This window comes from Halocynthiibacter namhaensis (genome assembly GCF_000812685.1).
GTDB classification, from domain to species: domain Bacteria; phylum Pseudomonadota; class Alphaproteobacteria; order Rhodobacterales; family Rhodobacteraceae; genus Halocynthiibacter; species Halocynthiibacter namhaensis.
Genome location: NZ_JWIF01000056.1, coordinates 511284 through 526551 on the forward strand (window position 1 = coordinate 511284; position 15268 = coordinate 526551).

Consider the following 15268-nt stretch of genomic DNA (forward strand, 5'->3'; position numbering starts at 1 on the left):
ACCGCAAAGGGAACTCACATTCAAGCGAGCAGCGAAAGCCAACAGTTTTCTGCCAATCGCCCCTTGCACCAGGTGCTGTGCAAAGTCATATCTTAACTATGACGCATTCAGAAAAAGATAGTATTTCCGAAGAAACCTCCGCCGATCTGTGTGGTAAATTGTTGATTGCGATGCCCAGTATGGAGGATCCGCGCTTTGAGAAATCAGTGATCTACATGTGTGCGCATGGCCAGGAAGGGTCGATGGGGCTTATCCTGAACAAGCCTTCGGATGCGGTGAAGTTTACGCAACTGCTAAAGCAGCTAAAGATCACTCATATTTCGCGCGACCACGAACCTGCAGTGCACTTTGGTGGCCCCGTTGAGATGGGTCGCGGTTTTGTGCTTCATTCGCCTGAATATCACGCCGATGACGGAATGATTGCGGTGGATGATGATTTTTCTATGTCGGCGACTTTGGATGTTCTGCGCGATATCGCCGCTGGAACGGGCCCCGAAAAATCAATCCTCGCGTTGGGATATTCTGGCTGGGGTGAGGGGCAACTTGAGAACGAGATCCTAGCGAATGGTTGGCTGACATGCGATGCGACCCCGGATCTTGTGTTTAATACGACGCCCGAAGATCAATGGGTCGCGGCGCTGCACAGCCTTGGTGTCGACCCCATGATGCTTTCTGTCAGTGCGGGACATGCATGACCCATAATTGGCCCGATCTACTTGTCCTGCGCCATGGTCAAACTGAATGGAACCTTGCCGGGCGCTTTCAGGGGCGGCAAAATTCAGATTTGACAGAACTTGGTCGTGCGCAAGCGCGGCAACAAAACAGTATTTTATCCGTGCATGGCGGAAATTTCCCGGATCATTTTTCAAGCCCGCAAACCCGGGCATATGAAACAGCAAAAATCGCTTTGGGCCAATCTGAAGTCGCGCAGGATGTTCGTTTGGCGGAAGTTGCTTTTGGCGATTGGGAAGGCATGACACGCAGTTATATCAAGACCCAAATCACCGGTGATTTTGATGACCATCAATGGTTTTTTCAAAGCCCTGGTGGTGAAAGTTTTGCCGATATGGCATCGCGTGTGCGGGCGTTCATGGATGACCTAACGGGTCCAGCGATCATTGTGACACATGGGGTGACATCGGTTGTTTTGCGTGGACTTTGGTTGGGTCTTAGCATGGAGGGACTGGCGGTGTTGCCTACCGTGCAGGGCTGTGTGTATCGACTGGCAAACGGCCAAGAGACGATCTTACACGACCAAGCTTAACCCCGAGGGGCTGCCGCGCGGTTCAGACGGTCATTGATCGCACGCCCCAGGCCATGATCTGGAATGGGCGACACGGCGATTGCTTTGCGCGTGGCGTCCAAACGGCGCAGCATCGTGAATAGATTCGCTGCGGCTTCTTGCAGGTCCGCGTTTTGTGATAGGTTCTCAGCGGCGTTTTTGACGGGGCCGAAACCCAACAGAACTTCATGGGGTAGGGCGTGGTCCGCGTTCAAACGGACGGTGGCTTGCGGCGCGTAATGCGAGGTCAATTGCCCCGGTGCAATCGGTTGATCCCCTTCCTGCATGGCGAAGGTTGGGTGTTTCAATTTGCGTGCAAGGCAGCGTTCAATATTCTCAATCGGCAGACCGCCAGGGCGCAGTAAGATCACATCATCGCCGTCAAACCCAACAATCGTGCTTTCGACCCCAACAGGGCAATTCCCATCATCAATCACCGCATCAATGCGCCCGTCTAGGCCATCAATCACATGATCCGCCGTGGTCGGGCTGATCCGTCCGGAAGGGTTCGCCGATGGGGCGGCGACAGGGCCGCCGAAAGCCGAAATGAGGCGACGCGCAGTGGTATGGTCGGGCATGCGCATGCCGACGGTTTGCAAGCCTGATGTCGTGAGCTCAGCCAGTTTAGATGTTTTGCGCAACGGTAGAACGATCGTCAGTGGTCCCGGCCAAAACGCCATCGCCAAACGCAGGGCCAAGTCGGAAAAATGCGCATAGGCCCGCGCCATTTCCAAGTCTGATACATGGGCAATCAGGGGGTTGAACGACGGGCGATCTTTTGCGGCGAAAATCGACGCCACCGCTGTTTCAGAACAGGCGTCGCCGCCAAGCCCGTAAACCGTTTCCGTTGGAAAAGACACAAGCCCGCCTGCGCGCAATATCTCAGCACCACGCGCAATTCCCGCGTCATCAGGGTGCAGGCGTTCAGTTGTCAGATCGGGGCGAGGCAGGGACATTGGACTTACCGTAGGGTTACTGTATCTGGTGACGTTGCGTTTCAGTTGCAGGGTCCTAACAGAGGGATAACTCTGGGACAACATCCACGCTTGTTTGTGGTTTATACATTCTGTACGCCGATCCGGTGATCGACGCCAGCTTTGCGCCAACATATTAAGGAAGCCGCCATGCCTTACCGTGCCCCTTCGGACGAATTTCGCTTTATTTGTGATCATATTGTAACTTACAGCGATGTGAGTGAGACCGAAATGTTTGCGCATGCGGATGGGGATGTGACCGACGCGATCCTAACCGAAGCTGCAAAAATTTGCGATGAAGTCCTGGCCCCCCTACAGCGCGGAGGTGATCTGGAACCGGCTGTGCTTGAGAACGGCGTTGTGCGGACAAGTCCTGGATTTGCGGATGGGTTTAAGGCGCTGGCTGAAGGCGGTTGGGTTTCCATGTCTGGATCTGAGGAATTCGGCGGTATGGGCTTGCCCGTGACATTGTCGACGGCGGTCAATGACATGATGTCAGGTGCGTGTTTGTCACTGCAGTTGAACCCCTTGATGAGCCAGGGACAGATCGAAGCGTTGGAACATCACGCCTCTGATGCGATGAAGGCGCTTTATTTGCCAAAATTGGCCTCGGGTGAATGGTGTGGCACGATGAACCTGACCGAAGCGCATGCTGGATCAGACGTGGGTGCGCTGGCCTCTAAGGCGACGGACAATGGCGATGGCACCTATGCGGTCACGGGCCAGAAGGTGTTTATTTCCTGGGCGGATAATGATTTTTCCGAAAATATTTGCCACCTGGTTCTGGCCCGTTTGCCGGATGCTGCGCCGGGAACCAAAGGGATCAGCCTGTTTCTTGTGCCAAAGTTCATTCCGGATGCGGATGGCAATCCAGGTAAGCGCAACACCCTTGGCCCCGTGTCCTTGGAACACAAACTTGGCCTGCATGGATCGCCTACGGCTGTGATGGATTTTGACGGTGCGACGGGCTGGATCGTTGGTGAAAAACACGGCGGCATGAAGGCTATGTTTACCATGATGAACAACGCACGCCTTGGGGTTGGCACCCAGGGTGTTGGTGTGGCTGAGGCCGCATATCAAAAGGCGTTGGAATATGCGCTGGATCGCAAACAAGGTCGCAGTCCTATTGAAGGTGGCACAGGTACAATCGCGGATCACGCTGATGTGCGTCGGATGTTAAGCCGGATGAAAGCTGAGATTTTTGTCGCGCGATCCATTGAAATGGCGACGGCTGTGGCGCTAGATCTTGCCAAGGCCACGGGCGATGTTGCACAGGTTTCTCGCGCTGCTTTCTTGACGCCAATCACCAAGGCCTTTGGCACGGATACGGGCAGTAATGTTGCCAATCTTGGCCTGCAAGTGCATGGGGGAATGGGCTTTATTGAAGAAACAGGTGCGGCCCAATTCGTGCGCGATGTGCGTGTGACCCAGATCTATGAGGGAACCAATGGTATCCAGGCGATGGATTTTGTTGCCCGCAAGATGATGGACGGCGGTGAGATGGCCTTCCGTATCTTGGAGGAAGTCGAACAATGCGCAGAAGAGGCCCGCGCGACCTATCCAAAAATGGCGGGCGCGGTTTGGTCTGCGGCGGAAAGCATGCGCGAAGCCACGGAATGGATGGTGGCGCAGACCGATATGAATGACCGGTTTGCTGGCGCTGTGCCCTTCCTGTTTGCCTTTGCGCGTGTGTTGGGCGGATGTGCGCATTTACGTGCCGCCATGGTGACGGGGCCTGATCATACCCGTACACGCCTTGCACGTTTCTACATCACGCGTATGTTGCCCGAATATGAATCCGCCTTGGCCGAGGCCCGTGCGGGTGCCACTGACCTTTACGCTTTGACTGTGGAAGACCTTTCAGCATGACCGAACCGCTTCGCTATCCGCATGAAACCCCACCCGCGGCTGGCGAGGCGATCACTGTCGCACCCGGCGTGCTTTGGATGCGTCTGCCCCTGCCCATGCGCCTGGATCATGTGAATGTCTATGCCTTTGATGAAGGCGACAGTTGGACTGTAATAGACACTGGTTTTGATACATCCAAAGCGCGTGCCCAATGGGAAGATTTACTGGCAGGTCCACTGGAAGGTAAACCCATCAGTCGGATCATTGTGACACACCACCACCCCGATCACGTGGGGCTTGCGGGTTGGCTGATGGATCGTTTTGGCGCGGATCTCTGGATGACCCGCACCGCCTGGCTGACCGCCAGGATGCTGACGTTAGATGCGCAAGATCGCCCAAGCGCGGAGACCGTCACCTTCTGGAAAAGTTGTGGGATGGATGCAGAAACGCTGGATCGGCGTTTGAATGAGCGTCCCTTCAATTTCGCGGATGTCTGTTCACCATTGCCCTTGGGATATAGGCGCATCCGTGCGGGCGAAGTGGTGACCATTGGTGGCCGGGAATGGGACGTGCATATTGGTAATGGTCATGCGCCAAGTCACGCAACCCTTTGGTCCCGGGATGATAATCTGGTGATTGCAGGCGATCAGATTATTGCTTCGATTTCGCCTAATGTTGGGCTGTATGCCACGGAACCTTTGGCAGATCCGCTTGGCGAATGGTTGGAAAGCTGTGAACGTTTGCGCGGGCTTGCACGCGAAGATCATTTTGTATTGGCGGGGCATAAGTTGCCGTTCACGGGGCTGCCCACGCGGATGCGTCAGCTGGTTGAAAACCACCACGGCGGGCTTGAGCGTTTGCGGGATTACCTGAAAACGCCGCGCACGGCACATGAGTGTTTCCCCCCGTTGTTTAAACGAAAAATTGGGGCTGCTGAGTATGGTTTGGCCTTGGTTGAGGCCATGGCGCATACATCACATCTCTGGCATTTGGGTGAAGCCTCTTGCGAAATGTGCGAAGATGGGGCCTATGTTTTCCAAACGAGTTAACAGGTGGGAAACGTGATGTCTGAGAAAAGCGCAAACATGGCTGAGCCAATTGAAACTTCGGCAGAAGCGTCTGAAAACGATGTATTGCCGCGTCTTTACAATGCGCGCTGCAATCCGGATGGGTCTATTTCATCTGGTGAAGAAGCCTTGCCTGCGAAAGTTGCAAAAGCGTCTGTGGCCAAGAAAAGCCCGGCGCAATGGGCCTATGAACGTGTGATTCTATATATCCAAAATTTTGAAAAGCAGTTGGACAACGAGCACGAAGCGGCCATGGGATTTGCCGGTGGGGAAGCGGGCGTGATGCGCATTGAAGGTCTTGGTTATTTTGACCCTGACATCATCACCTATCACGGGACGGATCAATCTGGTGCCAAGACCCAATTGGTACAGCATGTGAGCCAGCTGAATGTGATGCTGCGCGCCCTGCCAAAAGAAGTTGATCAAGCCGAACCCAATCGTATTGGTTTCCGTTTGGCTGCCGAATTGGACGACGATGTGAAAGACGAAACTTCCAAAGGGTAAATTCCTTCGGATTGTGAGATTCCCAGGTGGTGACAGCGCCTGTGAAATCGTCTAAACCGTCACAAACGTTATTCAATAGGACGAAAATAATGGCTAAACATGAACACGGCTCTATGGACACATCTGTTCAAGAACAAGCATACGCAGGTTTCATTACTGCTAGCACACGCGTGGCAATTGCCAGCATTGTTGTGTTGATCATTTTGGCTGTCTTCAACAGTTAATGGTCTGACCCAAAGCGGTCTTTGGGTCTTTTAAAAGGGTATTTCCGTGCGTAGATTTGCTTGGCTTTTACTGCCATTTTTTCTTGTTGGTTGTGGCATTACTGCTGAATCTAAATGGGCTTCAGATGATGAGGTGTCCAGAGCAGTCTATCGCCACGAGGGCCCGAAATCCCTTTCTCTTTATACGGTTATCAATGTGCGTTCCGGATCCGGTGCGCATTCTGGATTGCTGGTTAATGCGTCGCAACGTGTGATGTTTGACCCGGCAGGGACCTGGTGGAACCCCAGCCTGCCTGAACGCAATGACGTCCATTATGGCATGAGCGACCGTGCGCTGGGTTTCTATGTCGACTACCACACGCGTGCGACCTATTACACCGTTGTACAAACGATTGAGGTCGCCCCTGAGGTCGCTGAATACGCAATGCGCTTGGTGCAAGAAAACGGTGCTGTGCCGAAGGCGATGTGTTCAAACTCGATCTCATCGATTCTGATGCGCTTACCTGGCTTTGAAAGCATTCGAACATCATGGTTCCCCAATGCCACCATGCGCGCCTTTGCCAAGTTGCCCGGTGTTACCAGGGTTGAACACCATGATGACGATGCTGACGACAATTCATCCGTTTTGGCTGGTCAAACAGGATAATTGGTTTCCGCTGAAAGGGTTTTAAATGATGTCACGTTTTATTTTCTCGATGATTTTGCCGCTTGCGATCGCGGGTTGCAATCCGACAGCCGGCACAGGGGACAACGGTTCCCAAGTTGAGTACACGCCACCAGAAGCTTCTGGTCTGCGGGCTGTTCGCCCTTATCCCGGGCCAAGCGATGTCTGTCAGGTGATCGGCGAAAATGCGTTAACTGGGAAGTATCTAGACGATTCTGCCATTTTGATTGGCTGCCCGTTTCATGAAACGGGCGAGATCTCAGATAGGGTTTCTGAGGGCGGTGAACAGCTGGATCAGATCGGGGATTGGGTGCTTATCTTAATCGGTATTCGATAGGCTTAAACGTTCCCTTTGGCGTGTTTACCCGAGAAGCCACAGCATGAGAAACAGCGTACCGATGCCTGCTGCTGCCGACCAGATGAAGCTTTTGCTGAAGTAGCCCACGACAAAAGCCATGCAAGCCGCCGCCAAACGCGCGGGATCGGTTTGACCTTGGGTTGCGGCGGGCCACAGGACCAGTGGCGCGACGAGACCGGGCAGAACCGCAACCGGTGTATACCGCAGATGGCGCAGTATCCATTCGGGCAGTTCGCGGTCACCGATGATCCCGATGAATGAGAAACGTACTGCGAAGGTCGCAATGCCGACCAGAAAAATTGTCAGCCAGATTTCACTGCTTGTCATTTCCATGGTGCTAGCTCCATTTTCCGCGCGCAATCAACCACAGTTCAATCTGTGCGCCCGTCATCATCGCCAAAATTGCAGCGATCATTAGGCCCAAGTTGAAGGGTAGGAATGCAAAAGTCAGCGCCGCCAAAACCGACACAAAGGCGGCCCCCATATGGGCGGGGGTGCGCATGGCGGGGCCGATCATCGATAGAAAGGTAATGGGAAGGGCGAAATCAAGCGCGTATTCGGGCGGGATGGCTGTGCCGACGACCGCACCGACATAGGTGCCAGTGATCCAAGCCGGAACAATTGCGCAGCTGATACCGCCGTAAAAAGCGATCTTTTGCTCGGGGGTCATTTCGGGGCGTTTTTCAAATTCCAAAACTGAAACCGCATAGTTTTGGTCGAATAGAAAGAAGCTGGCAAGCGCGCGCTGCCACAGTGGGGCACCGCCAATATGCGGAGCAAGGGCCGCAGAATACATGGCCATCCGCAGGTTCACGGCCAAAGCCGTGGCGAGGATCACGATCACTGGGGCGTTCTCTGTCATCTGTTGCAAGGCGGCAAATTGCGCGGCACCTGCGATGACGATGGAGGTAAAGCCCATGACTTCCAATAGGTTCAGGCCTGCCTCTGTTGCGACGACGCCAAAAAGCAGTGAAAATGGGCCGGCCACCAAAATAAACGGCAAGCCGATGCGCAATCCGCGCAGGAAATGTGATTTAGAACTGGTGGAGGTCACGCGCTGCTCCTAATCTTAGCTCAGACTCCGATGCCTGATTTCTGTGAGAGATGCAAATGACAACCCGTGATGCTGCCCATAAATATTTGATCGCCCCTGATCCCGGTGCGGGTATGTTGACCTGTGCCGTGACAGGCCAAGATCAGCATGGCAATTTGGTTGAGATTGACGTGGTAGAAGAACGCCCATTAACGATCTTCTTGAATGGCCAAGAAATTGTGACAGCGATGACAATTGGTGACTATCCAGAATATTTGGCTGTGGGGTTTTTGGCCAATCAAGGGATGTTGGCGGTGGATGAAAATGTGACCGCCACAGATTTCGACGAAGAACTTGAGACGATTGTCATTCGCACGGATAAAGTGACGAATTACGAGGCAAAATTGGCCAAAAAAACGCGCACCTCAGGTTGCGCGGTTGGCACGGTGTTTGGCGATATGATGGAAGGGCTTGAGGGGCTGGAGTTGCCACAAACAGAGGTCCGCACAAGTTGGCTTTATGCGCTTGCTGCGACGATTAACACAACGCCTTCGCTGTATTTGTCTGCCGGTGCGATCCACGGCACGGTGCTATGCCATCAGGATCAGCCGCTTGTTTATATGGAAGATGTGGGGCGTCATAATGCTGTTGATAAAATCGCAGGTTGGATGCGCACGACGGGCACGGATGGTGGTGACAAAATCATGTATACCACCGGGCGTTTGACGTCTGAAATGGTGATCAAATGTGCCTCTATGGGAATACCTGTCTTGGTGTCACGGTCCGGTTTCACGGCTTCGGGTGTGACGATTGCGCGTGATCTTGGCTTGACGATCATTGGCCGTATGCGCGGGCGGCGGTTTACGTGTTTGTCTGGCGATGCCCGGCTTATACGCGATGCCGATCCCGAACGTGTGCCGGAAGAGGGCAAAAAGAGCCGCAGGAAAGGGGCTGGGGAATGAAGGGGATCGAGTTGAATTACACGATCAGCGCCGCAGATAAGTCGGTGGCGGCATTGGCGTGGGGCGATAGTTTCGCGGTCAGAGGGGTTGACGGTTTCACACGGGTTCTCAAGTATCTGATGTCGAGATTATTTGCCTTGTTGGCATTCGTTGCGATCTGGATATTTGCCGAGAACTCTTCGCCCGATGGGCTGGATTTGAGCCATTATCTGACTGGCCTGATGGGTTTGATTTTTGCCAAGTTACTGGATGGCTATTTTCAAGACCGATTACAAAGGGAAATGAAAAAGGCGGTTGCAACAGATGTTAAAGAGAACGGGCAATGGTCTGCGATATTGTCTGAGAGTACGGTCTTATTCCGCTCAGAGCAGAGTGAATGCCGCTATACTTGGAAACTGGTGGTGGATGTCCGTTCGGTGGAAGAGTTTACAGCTCTTCGCATTGGATTGACCCAAAGGCTCATCCCAAATTCCGCCCTTCCCGAAGGTCTTACCCCTGATGCTTTCCGGACGCAGCTTCAGGAATGGAAAGATGCAAAATGCGAGGTATTCTCATGAGGGCGCCTCTAGGTGTGATCCTCGCTGGTGGGCAGGCGACCCGGATGGGGGGTAGTGATGACAATCTGGTTGATAAGGGGTTGTTGCAGCTTGGAACGAAGCCGATCCTGTCCCATGTGATTGATCGGTTTGACCCGCAAGTTGGTGGATTGATCTTAAACGCAAATGGGGATGCTAACAGGTTTAGCGCCTTCCATGTGCCTGTGATCCCGGATGCGTCGGGTGAACTTGCTGGCCCACTTGCCGGGATATTGGCTGGGCTGGATTACGCGGCTGAGCGTGGCTTTGATCATATCGTCACGGCCGCCGCAGACACGCCGTTCTTACCTGCGGACCTTGTGCCGCAATTGCAGCTGCAATCTGAGATCACGGCCGCGCCGGTGGTGCTGTCGGCAACGCCATGCCCGGAGCGTAAACAACAACGGCAGCCGACGTTTGGCCTTTGGTCCGTCACGCTGCGAGATGATTTGAGGGCGGCACTAAACGACGGCCTGCGCAAAATCGTCGCCTTTACCCAACCCCGTGGAAACGCCTATGCAGAGTTTGCGCTGACAGGCGATGTTAACCCGTTCTTCAATGTGAATACCCCGCAAGATCTGACACAGGCGCATGACATTCTAAAAGGTTGAACAACGATGAAGATTTTTGGCGTTACCGGTTGGAAGAACGCGGGCAAGACGGGCCTGATGGAACGGTTGGTGGCTGAGTTCACGGCGCGTGGATTGAAGGTCTCGACCATAAAACACGCCCACCACAGTACGGATGTTGATCAGCCCGGTCGCGACAGTTATCGCCACCGTGAAGCGGGCGCGCGCGAGGTCTTTTTGTCATCCAAACATCGCTGGGCCTTGATGGGGGAATTGCGCGATGCGGATGAGCCCTCATTGCCAGAACTTCTCGCGCGTCTCAGCCCGTGTGATTTGGTGTTGATCGAGGGGTTTAAGCGTGAACCCCACCCAAAGATCGAATGTGTGCGTGCCGAGAACAACCATCCCCTGATTGCCGCTGGCGACGCGACGATCAAAGCCTTGGCCAGTGATCACGCCATAGCGGACGCCCGCGTGCCGGTGATTGATCTTGATGACACCGAAGCCCTTGCGGATTTTATCGCGAAACAGGTGGGATTTGCAGCGGCGACTGTTACAGAAACACTGCCAGCGCCTCTGAAAAATGATTGCTTCGCATTGCCGGTAGGTGTGACCTGGACGCCGGTGGATACCGCGTTGCAGCATTTGCGCGACAACCTAACGCCGGTCTGTGACAGTGAAAAATTGCCCTTATGGCAGGCCGCAGGGCGTATCTTAACCAATGCGATCAGCGCCAATCGTGCAAGCCCACCCGCCAATAACTCCGCCGTGGATGGATATGGTTTCGCGGGGTCTTGTCTGCCTGACGTGGGCGTTGCGGTTTTGCCTCTGGTGGATGGTCGCGCCGCTGCGGGTGGCCCACACATAGACCCTGTGCCCCATGGATATGCTATTCGTATTCTCACCGGGGCGTTGACCCCGCCTGGCGTTGATACTGTGATCATGGAAGAAGACGTCCAAGTCACGGGTGCGGATATTCGTTTCCAGGGTAAGATTAAGCCAGGTGCAAATGTGCGGCTTAAGGGGGAAGACATCCAAGAGGGTGCCGATGCCCTGCCAGAAGGCACACGTCTTGACGCACGCGCCCTTGCGCTTTTGACGTCTCTGGGTGTTTCTGATGTAACCGTGCGTATCCCATTGCGTGTTGGGGTTCTCTCGACTGGGGACGAGCTGGCGAAACCCGGCGAAACCATCGATCCCGCGCGGACATATGATGCAAATCGTCCAATGTTGTTGGATCTTATCCGGTCATGGGGACATGTGCCTGTTGACCTTGGGCATGCGCCGGACGACCGTGACAGATTGCGTGAGATCCTTGATCAATCCGCAAAAGCAACGGATGTGATCCTGACGTCTGGCGGGGCATCTCAAGGGGATGAAGATCACATGTCTGCTTTGCTGAGTGACAGCGGTGCCATGCAACTTTGGCGGATTGCGATGAAACCTGGTCGTCCGCTTGCACTGGGCCTATGGAACAACACCCCGGTCTTTGGGTTGCCTGGAAATCCTGTTGCAGCTTTTGTAACAGCGGTGATGTTTGCGCATCCCGCATGTGCCCAGCTTGCCGGTGGTCCGTGGAAAACCCCGCAAAGCTATCAACTGCCAGCCGGGTTCACAAAGAAAAAGAAACCGGGGCGGCGCGAATTTCAACGCGCACGGATGACGGAGGCTGGACAAGTTGAGCTGTTTGCCAATGAGGGTTCTGGGCGCATATCTGGTCTCACTTGGGCGGATGGTCTGGTGGATATTGCAGAAGACACCACAGAAATTACGCCCGGCGATATGGTACGTTTTATCCCTTGGGGCAGCTTTGGGGCATGATCTCGGTTAGGGCAGGTGGATCAATTCGGCTATCGCGTCGATATGGTTCACGACCTCAGCCCCAACCGCGCGCAGACTGTCATCTTGCCCCTCAGCGGCGAAGCCAATCGCGCGTACATGTGCATTGACCGCAGCCATGCAACCACTCGCGCTGTCATCGATCATGACGGCTTCGGATGCATCCACGCCTGCATCTTTCAGAGCTTGTAACACCATGTCTGGCGCGGGTTTGGGGGTGAATCCTTCGCGCGAATAAATACGGCCTTCGAACCGTGACCATAATCCCGATGGCCCTAGGGATCGTTCCATTTTACCCATCGGGCCGTTTGATGCAATCGCTGTGGCAATGCCCTTTTTGTCCAATTGATCCAGCAAAGTTGTGACGCCGTCGATGACCTCAACGCCAGCTTCGATCCGGGCGAAGATTGCAGCCAAGGTTTCATCCACCCAATTGTCAGGAAGATCCGCGCCACGTCTTTTTGCTTCGTCATGCACGCCAAAGATCGTGCCCCCAATGAACAAGGCCTGACATTCATGCGCGGATACGGGCAAACCATAGCGCGTTAGGCTGGCTGCGATGACCTCGTTCACGGGGCCTTCGGTGTCGACCAACACGCCGTCACAATCAAAAATCACAAGCTTTGGTGGGGTGTTTTGCATTGTGTTGGGCCCTTTGATTGCGTTTAGAAAGGTTAAGTAACTGGAATATTAGTTTTCTAGAATACTAGAATTCCGGTTTTCTAGAAAAGTAATGCGGCTGTCGCCATATTTGCGTTGATCTAGAAATTGCAAGGCGTCAGGCACGGTGATTACAGCGCTTTCTTCCCAAACGACCAATGCGCCCTCTGCGATCCAACCTTGTGCAAGGGCTGCGGCTATGGCCTTTTCGCCCAGGGATTTGCCATAGGGCGGGTCGAGAAACACCAAATCGGCGGGTACATCTGGGCAGGCAGGCAAGCGGGTTGCATCCACGCGCAAAAGGGATGTGTTTGTCTGTGCGTTCAATAGCTTTGCGTTGTCCTGAATCAGTTGCTGGCCTTTGCGGCCATTTTCGATGAAGGTGACATGGGCGGCACCTCGGGACAGAGCTTCAAAGCCAAGTGCACCTGTGCCGGCAAAAATGTCCAACACCTGTGCGCCTTCGATATCCACATCAAAACGCCCACCGGACAGCACGTTAAACAAACTTTCGCGCACGCGATCCGTGGTGGGGCGCAAATGTGCCCCCGCATCACCTTTGCCAAGCGCGCTTAAGGTTCGTCCGCGGTATTCTCCGGCGATGATTCTCATGCTTTTAGCAGGGGTTTCAAGTCAGCTGAGGCATCGGCAACAACAGCCGGATCTGCATTTTTACCCGCGTCGATCAAACGTTTCCCAACCATATAACCCCGAGGGTCATTCATGGCGTCCACGGCAATCAACTGCCCTGCGCGGTAATACCAATGGGACCGCGCGGCACCGCCATCACGTACCACGACTTGATCAAAACCGGTGTTCAAGCCTGCAATTTGCAGCTTCACGTCATATTGATCAGACCAAAACCAAATTTGAGGCGCATAGGATTTTTCTGCGCCCAACATGTTTGCCGCGACCAATTCTGCTTGGTCGATCGCATTTGGCACGCTTTCCAAACGCATCTGTTCGCCGTTGCGTGGGAAGGATGCGCAATCCCCAGCCGCCCAGACCGCATCATTGGATGTCTGGCCAAAAGCGTTGGTCTTGATGCCATTTTCAAGGGTGAGCTCGGCCATCTCCGCAAGGGCCGTCGCAGGCATAATTCCAATCCCTGAAATGACGAAGTCGACGTCGATGGTGCTGCCATCGGTCAGTTCCGCGCTGTTAACACGGCCATCTCCGATCAAGCGTTTCAACCCGCATCCTTCGCGAATGTCCACGCCACGTTCGCCATGCAGCGCACGGAAAAAATCAGAAGTTTCTGTAGAAGCAACACGCTGTAAAATACGCTCGCTCATCTCGACCAGAGTCACTTTTAGCCCAGATTTCGCGGCCACTGCTGCGGCCTCTAACCCAATATAGCCGCCGCCAATGATCAATACATGGCGCCCTTCAATGAATTCCGGTGCCATCGCATCCACATCAGAGAGGCCGCGGACTGTGTAAACGCCGTCCAGATCACCACCAACCGCCGTAGGCAGAAAGCGGGGGACAGATCCTGTGGTTAAGGCAAGCTGGTCAAATTTCAGCGTCTCATTGCCGATCGTTACGGTCTTTGCAGCCGTGTCGATCGCATCCACTTTTGTGCCCAATCGCAGCGTAATATTTTGGTCCGCGTAGAAGCTTTCAGGCCGTAAAAACAGACGTTCCCGCGCCATGTCACCCAATAAATATGCTTTGGACAATGGGGGGCGTTGATAGGGTGGGGCAGTTTCTTCGCCAATCAACGTGATGTTGCCGTCAAACCCAAGATTGCGTAGCTTCGCTGTCAAAGAACTTCCGGCTTGGCCGGCCCCGATCACAATAATGTGGCTCATGTTCTGATGTCTCCGATGGTTCCCGGCTTTGCGGTTTTGCGTTGTGGCTCTATAGTTGCTCACAGATAACGGCAATTGCCAAAATTGATCCAGAGGAAATGCGACATGAAAGTGAAATCAAATGACAAATTACCTGAGGCGAGCCTCATGCAAATGGGTGAAGCAGGTCCCGAAAGCATTTCGCTTTCTAGCTTAACGAAGGGGCGCAAAGTTGTGATCTTTGGCCTGCCCGGCGCGTTTACCGGAACCTGCAGCACAGAACATGTGCCAAGTTTCATGCGCAATTTCGATGCCCTCGCCGTGAAGGGCATTGAGGATATCATTTGCGTGTCGGTGAATGATGCATTCGTGATGCAAGCTTGGGCAAAAGACACCGGCGCTGACAAAGCGGGCTTGAAAATGCTGGGCGATCCACTGTCTGCTTTTACCAAAGCCATCGGATTTGACTTTGACGCCCCGGATTTCGGCCTCATGGGCCGGTCTTTGCGTTATGCTATGGTGGTGGATGACGGGAAAATTACTGTGCTTCAGGCCGAAGAGAACCCCGGCGTTTGTGGCGTTTCTGGTGGAGAAGCGATCCTAGAAGCGATTTGATTTCGCACGTTTCTTGACAGATCGAAGGGTGCCCAAGCCGTCAAAGCGGGCACCCTTCGTTTTTGTTAGATCACCCGATTAGATGTTCTTTAACTTTCTCGATTACATCTTCAGTAGAGATCCCTAGGTTCTCGAGCAGAGACATATCGATCCCATATTCAGACAGCATCGCTGGAACTTCAGCGATATCGATGTCCACAAGCGCGGATAGGTCGACGCCGCTTTCAGAAATTTTTGACACGATTTCATCGGTGCCACCAAATGCGTTAATCGCTTGTCCAAGTAGGTCACTCAGTCCCAT

At 53.9% G+C, this 15268-nt stretch carries 20 protein-coding genes; 13 read left to right on the forward strand and 7 right to left on the reverse strand.

Annotation, left to right across the window (positions count from 1 at the left end):
• The first annotated feature begins 98 nt into the window (after positions 1 to 98).
• Both RJ38_RS10500 and RJ38_RS10505 read left to right on the forward strand, forming a co-directional pair.
• Positions 99 to 695, forward strand: a complete 597-nt coding sequence (locus RJ38_RS10500; RefSeq protein ID WP_052245323.1) for a YqgE/AlgH family protein — start codon at positions 99 to 101, stop codon at positions 693 to 695.
• Positions 692 to 1264, forward strand: coding sequence for a histidine phosphatase family protein (locus tag RJ38_RS10505; RefSeq protein WP_039018753.1), 573 nt, complete (start codon positions 692 to 694; stop codon positions 1262 to 1264). Before RJ38_RS10500 ends, RJ38_RS10505 begins: the two co-directional genes overlap by 4 nt.
• Here the strand turns inward: RJ38_RS10505 and RJ38_RS10510 are convergent.
• Positions 1261 to 2238: an L-threonylcarbamoyladenylate synthase gene (locus RJ38_RS10510; protein WP_039018754.1), complete on the reverse strand. Its 978-nt coding sequence runs from the start codon at positions 2236 to 2238 to the stop codon at positions 1261 to 1263. The genes RJ38_RS10505 and RJ38_RS10510 overlap by 4 nt on opposite strands.
• 168 nt (positions 2239 to 2406) lie before the next feature.
• Here RJ38_RS10510 and RJ38_RS10515 point away from each other — a divergent pair, with 168 nt between their 5' ends.
• The 6 genes from RJ38_RS10515 to RJ38_RS10540 all read left to right on the forward strand — a co-directional run bounded on the left by RJ38_RS10515 (position 2407) and on the right by RJ38_RS10540 (position 6900).
• Positions 2407 to 4125 carry an acyl-CoA dehydrogenase family protein gene (locus RJ38_RS10515; protein WP_039018755.1) on the forward strand — a complete coding sequence of 573 codons (1719 nt, stop codon included), beginning with the start codon at positions 2407 to 2409 and terminating at the stop codon, positions 4123 to 4125.
• Positions 4122 to 5153, forward strand: coding sequence for an MBL fold metallo-hydrolase (locus tag RJ38_RS10520; protein ID WP_039018756.1), 1032 nt, complete (start codon positions 4122 to 4124; stop codon positions 5151 to 5153). The genes RJ38_RS10515 and RJ38_RS10520 overlap by 4 nt, the downstream gene beginning before the upstream one ends.
• A gap of 36 nt (positions 5154 to 5189) precedes the next feature.
• Positions 5190 to 5675: a DUF6173 family protein gene (locus RJ38_RS10525; RefSeq protein WP_039018930.1), complete on the forward strand. Its 486-nt coding sequence runs from the start codon at positions 5190 to 5192 to the stop codon at positions 5673 to 5675.
• A gap of 89 nt (positions 5676 to 5764) precedes the next feature.
• Complete coding sequence (locus RJ38_RS10530; protein ID WP_039018757.1) at positions 5765 to 5899, forward strand: aa3-type cytochrome c oxidase subunit IV; 135 nt, start codon at positions 5765 to 5767, stop codon at positions 5897 to 5899.
• Between the two features lie 46 nt (positions 5900 to 5945).
• A complete protein-coding gene (locus RJ38_RS10535) occupies positions 5946 to 6545 on the forward strand; it encodes a hypothetical protein (protein ID WP_052245324.1) in 600 nt (199 codons plus the stop codon).
• A 28-nt stretch (positions 6546 to 6573) separates the two neighbouring features.
• On the forward strand, positions 6574 to 6900 hold the full coding sequence (locus tag RJ38_RS10540) for a hypothetical protein (protein WP_156121822.1): 327 nt from the start codon (positions 6574 to 6576) through the stop codon (positions 6898 to 6900).
• A gap of 24 nt (positions 6901 to 6924) precedes the next feature.
• On the opposite strand, the gene RJ38_RS10545 is transcribed toward RJ38_RS10540, so the two are convergent.
• Together RJ38_RS10545 and RJ38_RS10550 are read right to left on the reverse strand one after the other, a co-directional pair.
• Positions 6925 to 7254, reverse strand: a complete 330-nt coding sequence (locus RJ38_RS10545) for an AzlD domain-containing protein (protein WP_039018759.1) — start codon at positions 7252 to 7254, stop codon at positions 6925 to 6927.
• Positions 7255 to 7258: 4 nt separating this feature from the next.
• Positions 7259 to 7975 (reverse strand): AzlC family ABC transporter permease, encoded by a 717-nt coding sequence (locus RJ38_RS10550; RefSeq protein ID WP_039018760.1) that lies wholly within the window; start codon positions 7973 to 7975, stop codon positions 7259 to 7261.
• A 50-nt stretch (positions 7976 to 8025) separates the two neighbouring features.
• On the opposite strand from RJ38_RS10550, the gene fdhD reads away from it, so the two are divergent.
• Genes fdhD through RJ38_RS10570 form a run of 4 tightly spaced genes read left to right on the forward strand, consistent with a single transcriptional unit; the run spans position 8026 to position 11881 of the window.
• Positions 8026 to 8916, forward strand: a complete 891-nt coding sequence (gene fdhD / locus RJ38_RS10555) for a formate dehydrogenase accessory sulfurtransferase FdhD (RefSeq protein WP_082005704.1) — start codon at positions 8026 to 8028, stop codon at positions 8914 to 8916.
• A complete protein-coding gene (locus RJ38_RS10560) occupies positions 8913 to 9473 on the forward strand; it encodes a hypothetical protein (protein ID WP_039018762.1) in 561 nt (186 codons plus the stop codon). Before fdhD ends, RJ38_RS10560 begins: the two co-directional genes overlap by 4 nt.
• A complete protein-coding gene (mobA, locus tag RJ38_RS10565) occupies positions 9470 to 10102 on the forward strand; it encodes a molybdenum cofactor guanylyltransferase MobA (protein ID WP_039018763.1) in 633 nt (210 codons plus the stop codon). Before RJ38_RS10560 ends, mobA begins: the two co-directional genes overlap by 4 nt.
• Before the next feature lie 6 nt (positions 10103 to 10108).
• Positions 10109 to 11881, forward strand: a complete 1773-nt coding sequence (locus RJ38_RS10570) for a bifunctional molybdopterin-guanine dinucleotide biosynthesis adaptor protein MobB/molybdopterin molybdotransferase MoeA (protein ID WP_082005705.1) — start codon at positions 10109 to 10111, stop codon at positions 11879 to 11881.
• Between the two features lie 6 nt (positions 11882 to 11887).
• On the opposite strand, the gene RJ38_RS10575 is transcribed toward RJ38_RS10570, so the two are convergent.
• Genes RJ38_RS10575 through RJ38_RS10585 form a run of 3 tightly spaced genes read right to left on the reverse strand, consistent with a single transcriptional unit; the run spans position 11888 to position 14373 of the window.
• Positions 11888 to 12541 carry an HAD family hydrolase gene (locus RJ38_RS10575; protein ID WP_039018764.1) on the reverse strand — a complete coding sequence of 218 codons (654 nt, stop codon included), beginning with the start codon at positions 12539 to 12541 and terminating at the stop codon, positions 11888 to 11890.
• A gap of 48 nt (positions 12542 to 12589) precedes the next feature.
• Positions 12590 to 13171 carry a 16S rRNA (guanine(966)-N(2))-methyltransferase RsmD gene (rsmD, locus tag RJ38_RS10580; RefSeq protein WP_039018765.1) on the reverse strand — a complete coding sequence of 194 codons (582 nt, stop codon included), beginning with the start codon at positions 13169 to 13171 and terminating at the stop codon, positions 12590 to 12592.
• On the reverse strand, positions 13168 to 14373 hold the full coding sequence (locus RJ38_RS10585) for an NAD(P)/FAD-dependent oxidoreductase (RefSeq protein WP_039018766.1): 1206 nt from the start codon (positions 14371 to 14373) through the stop codon (positions 13168 to 13170). The genes rsmD and RJ38_RS10585 overlap by 4 nt, the downstream gene beginning before the upstream one ends.
• A 105-nt stretch (positions 14374 to 14478) precedes the next feature.
• Here RJ38_RS10585 and RJ38_RS10590 point away from each other — a divergent pair, with 105 nt between their 5' ends.
• A complete protein-coding gene (locus RJ38_RS10590) occupies positions 14479 to 14967 on the forward strand; it encodes a peroxiredoxin (protein WP_039018767.1) in 489 nt (162 codons plus the stop codon).
• Positions 14968 to 15037: 70 nt separating this feature from the next.
• On the opposite strand, the gene RJ38_RS10595 is transcribed toward RJ38_RS10590, so the two are convergent.
• Positions 15038 to 15268, reverse strand: a complete 231-nt coding sequence (locus RJ38_RS10595; protein ID WP_039018768.1) for a hypothetical protein — start codon at positions 15266 to 15268, stop codon at positions 15038 to 15040.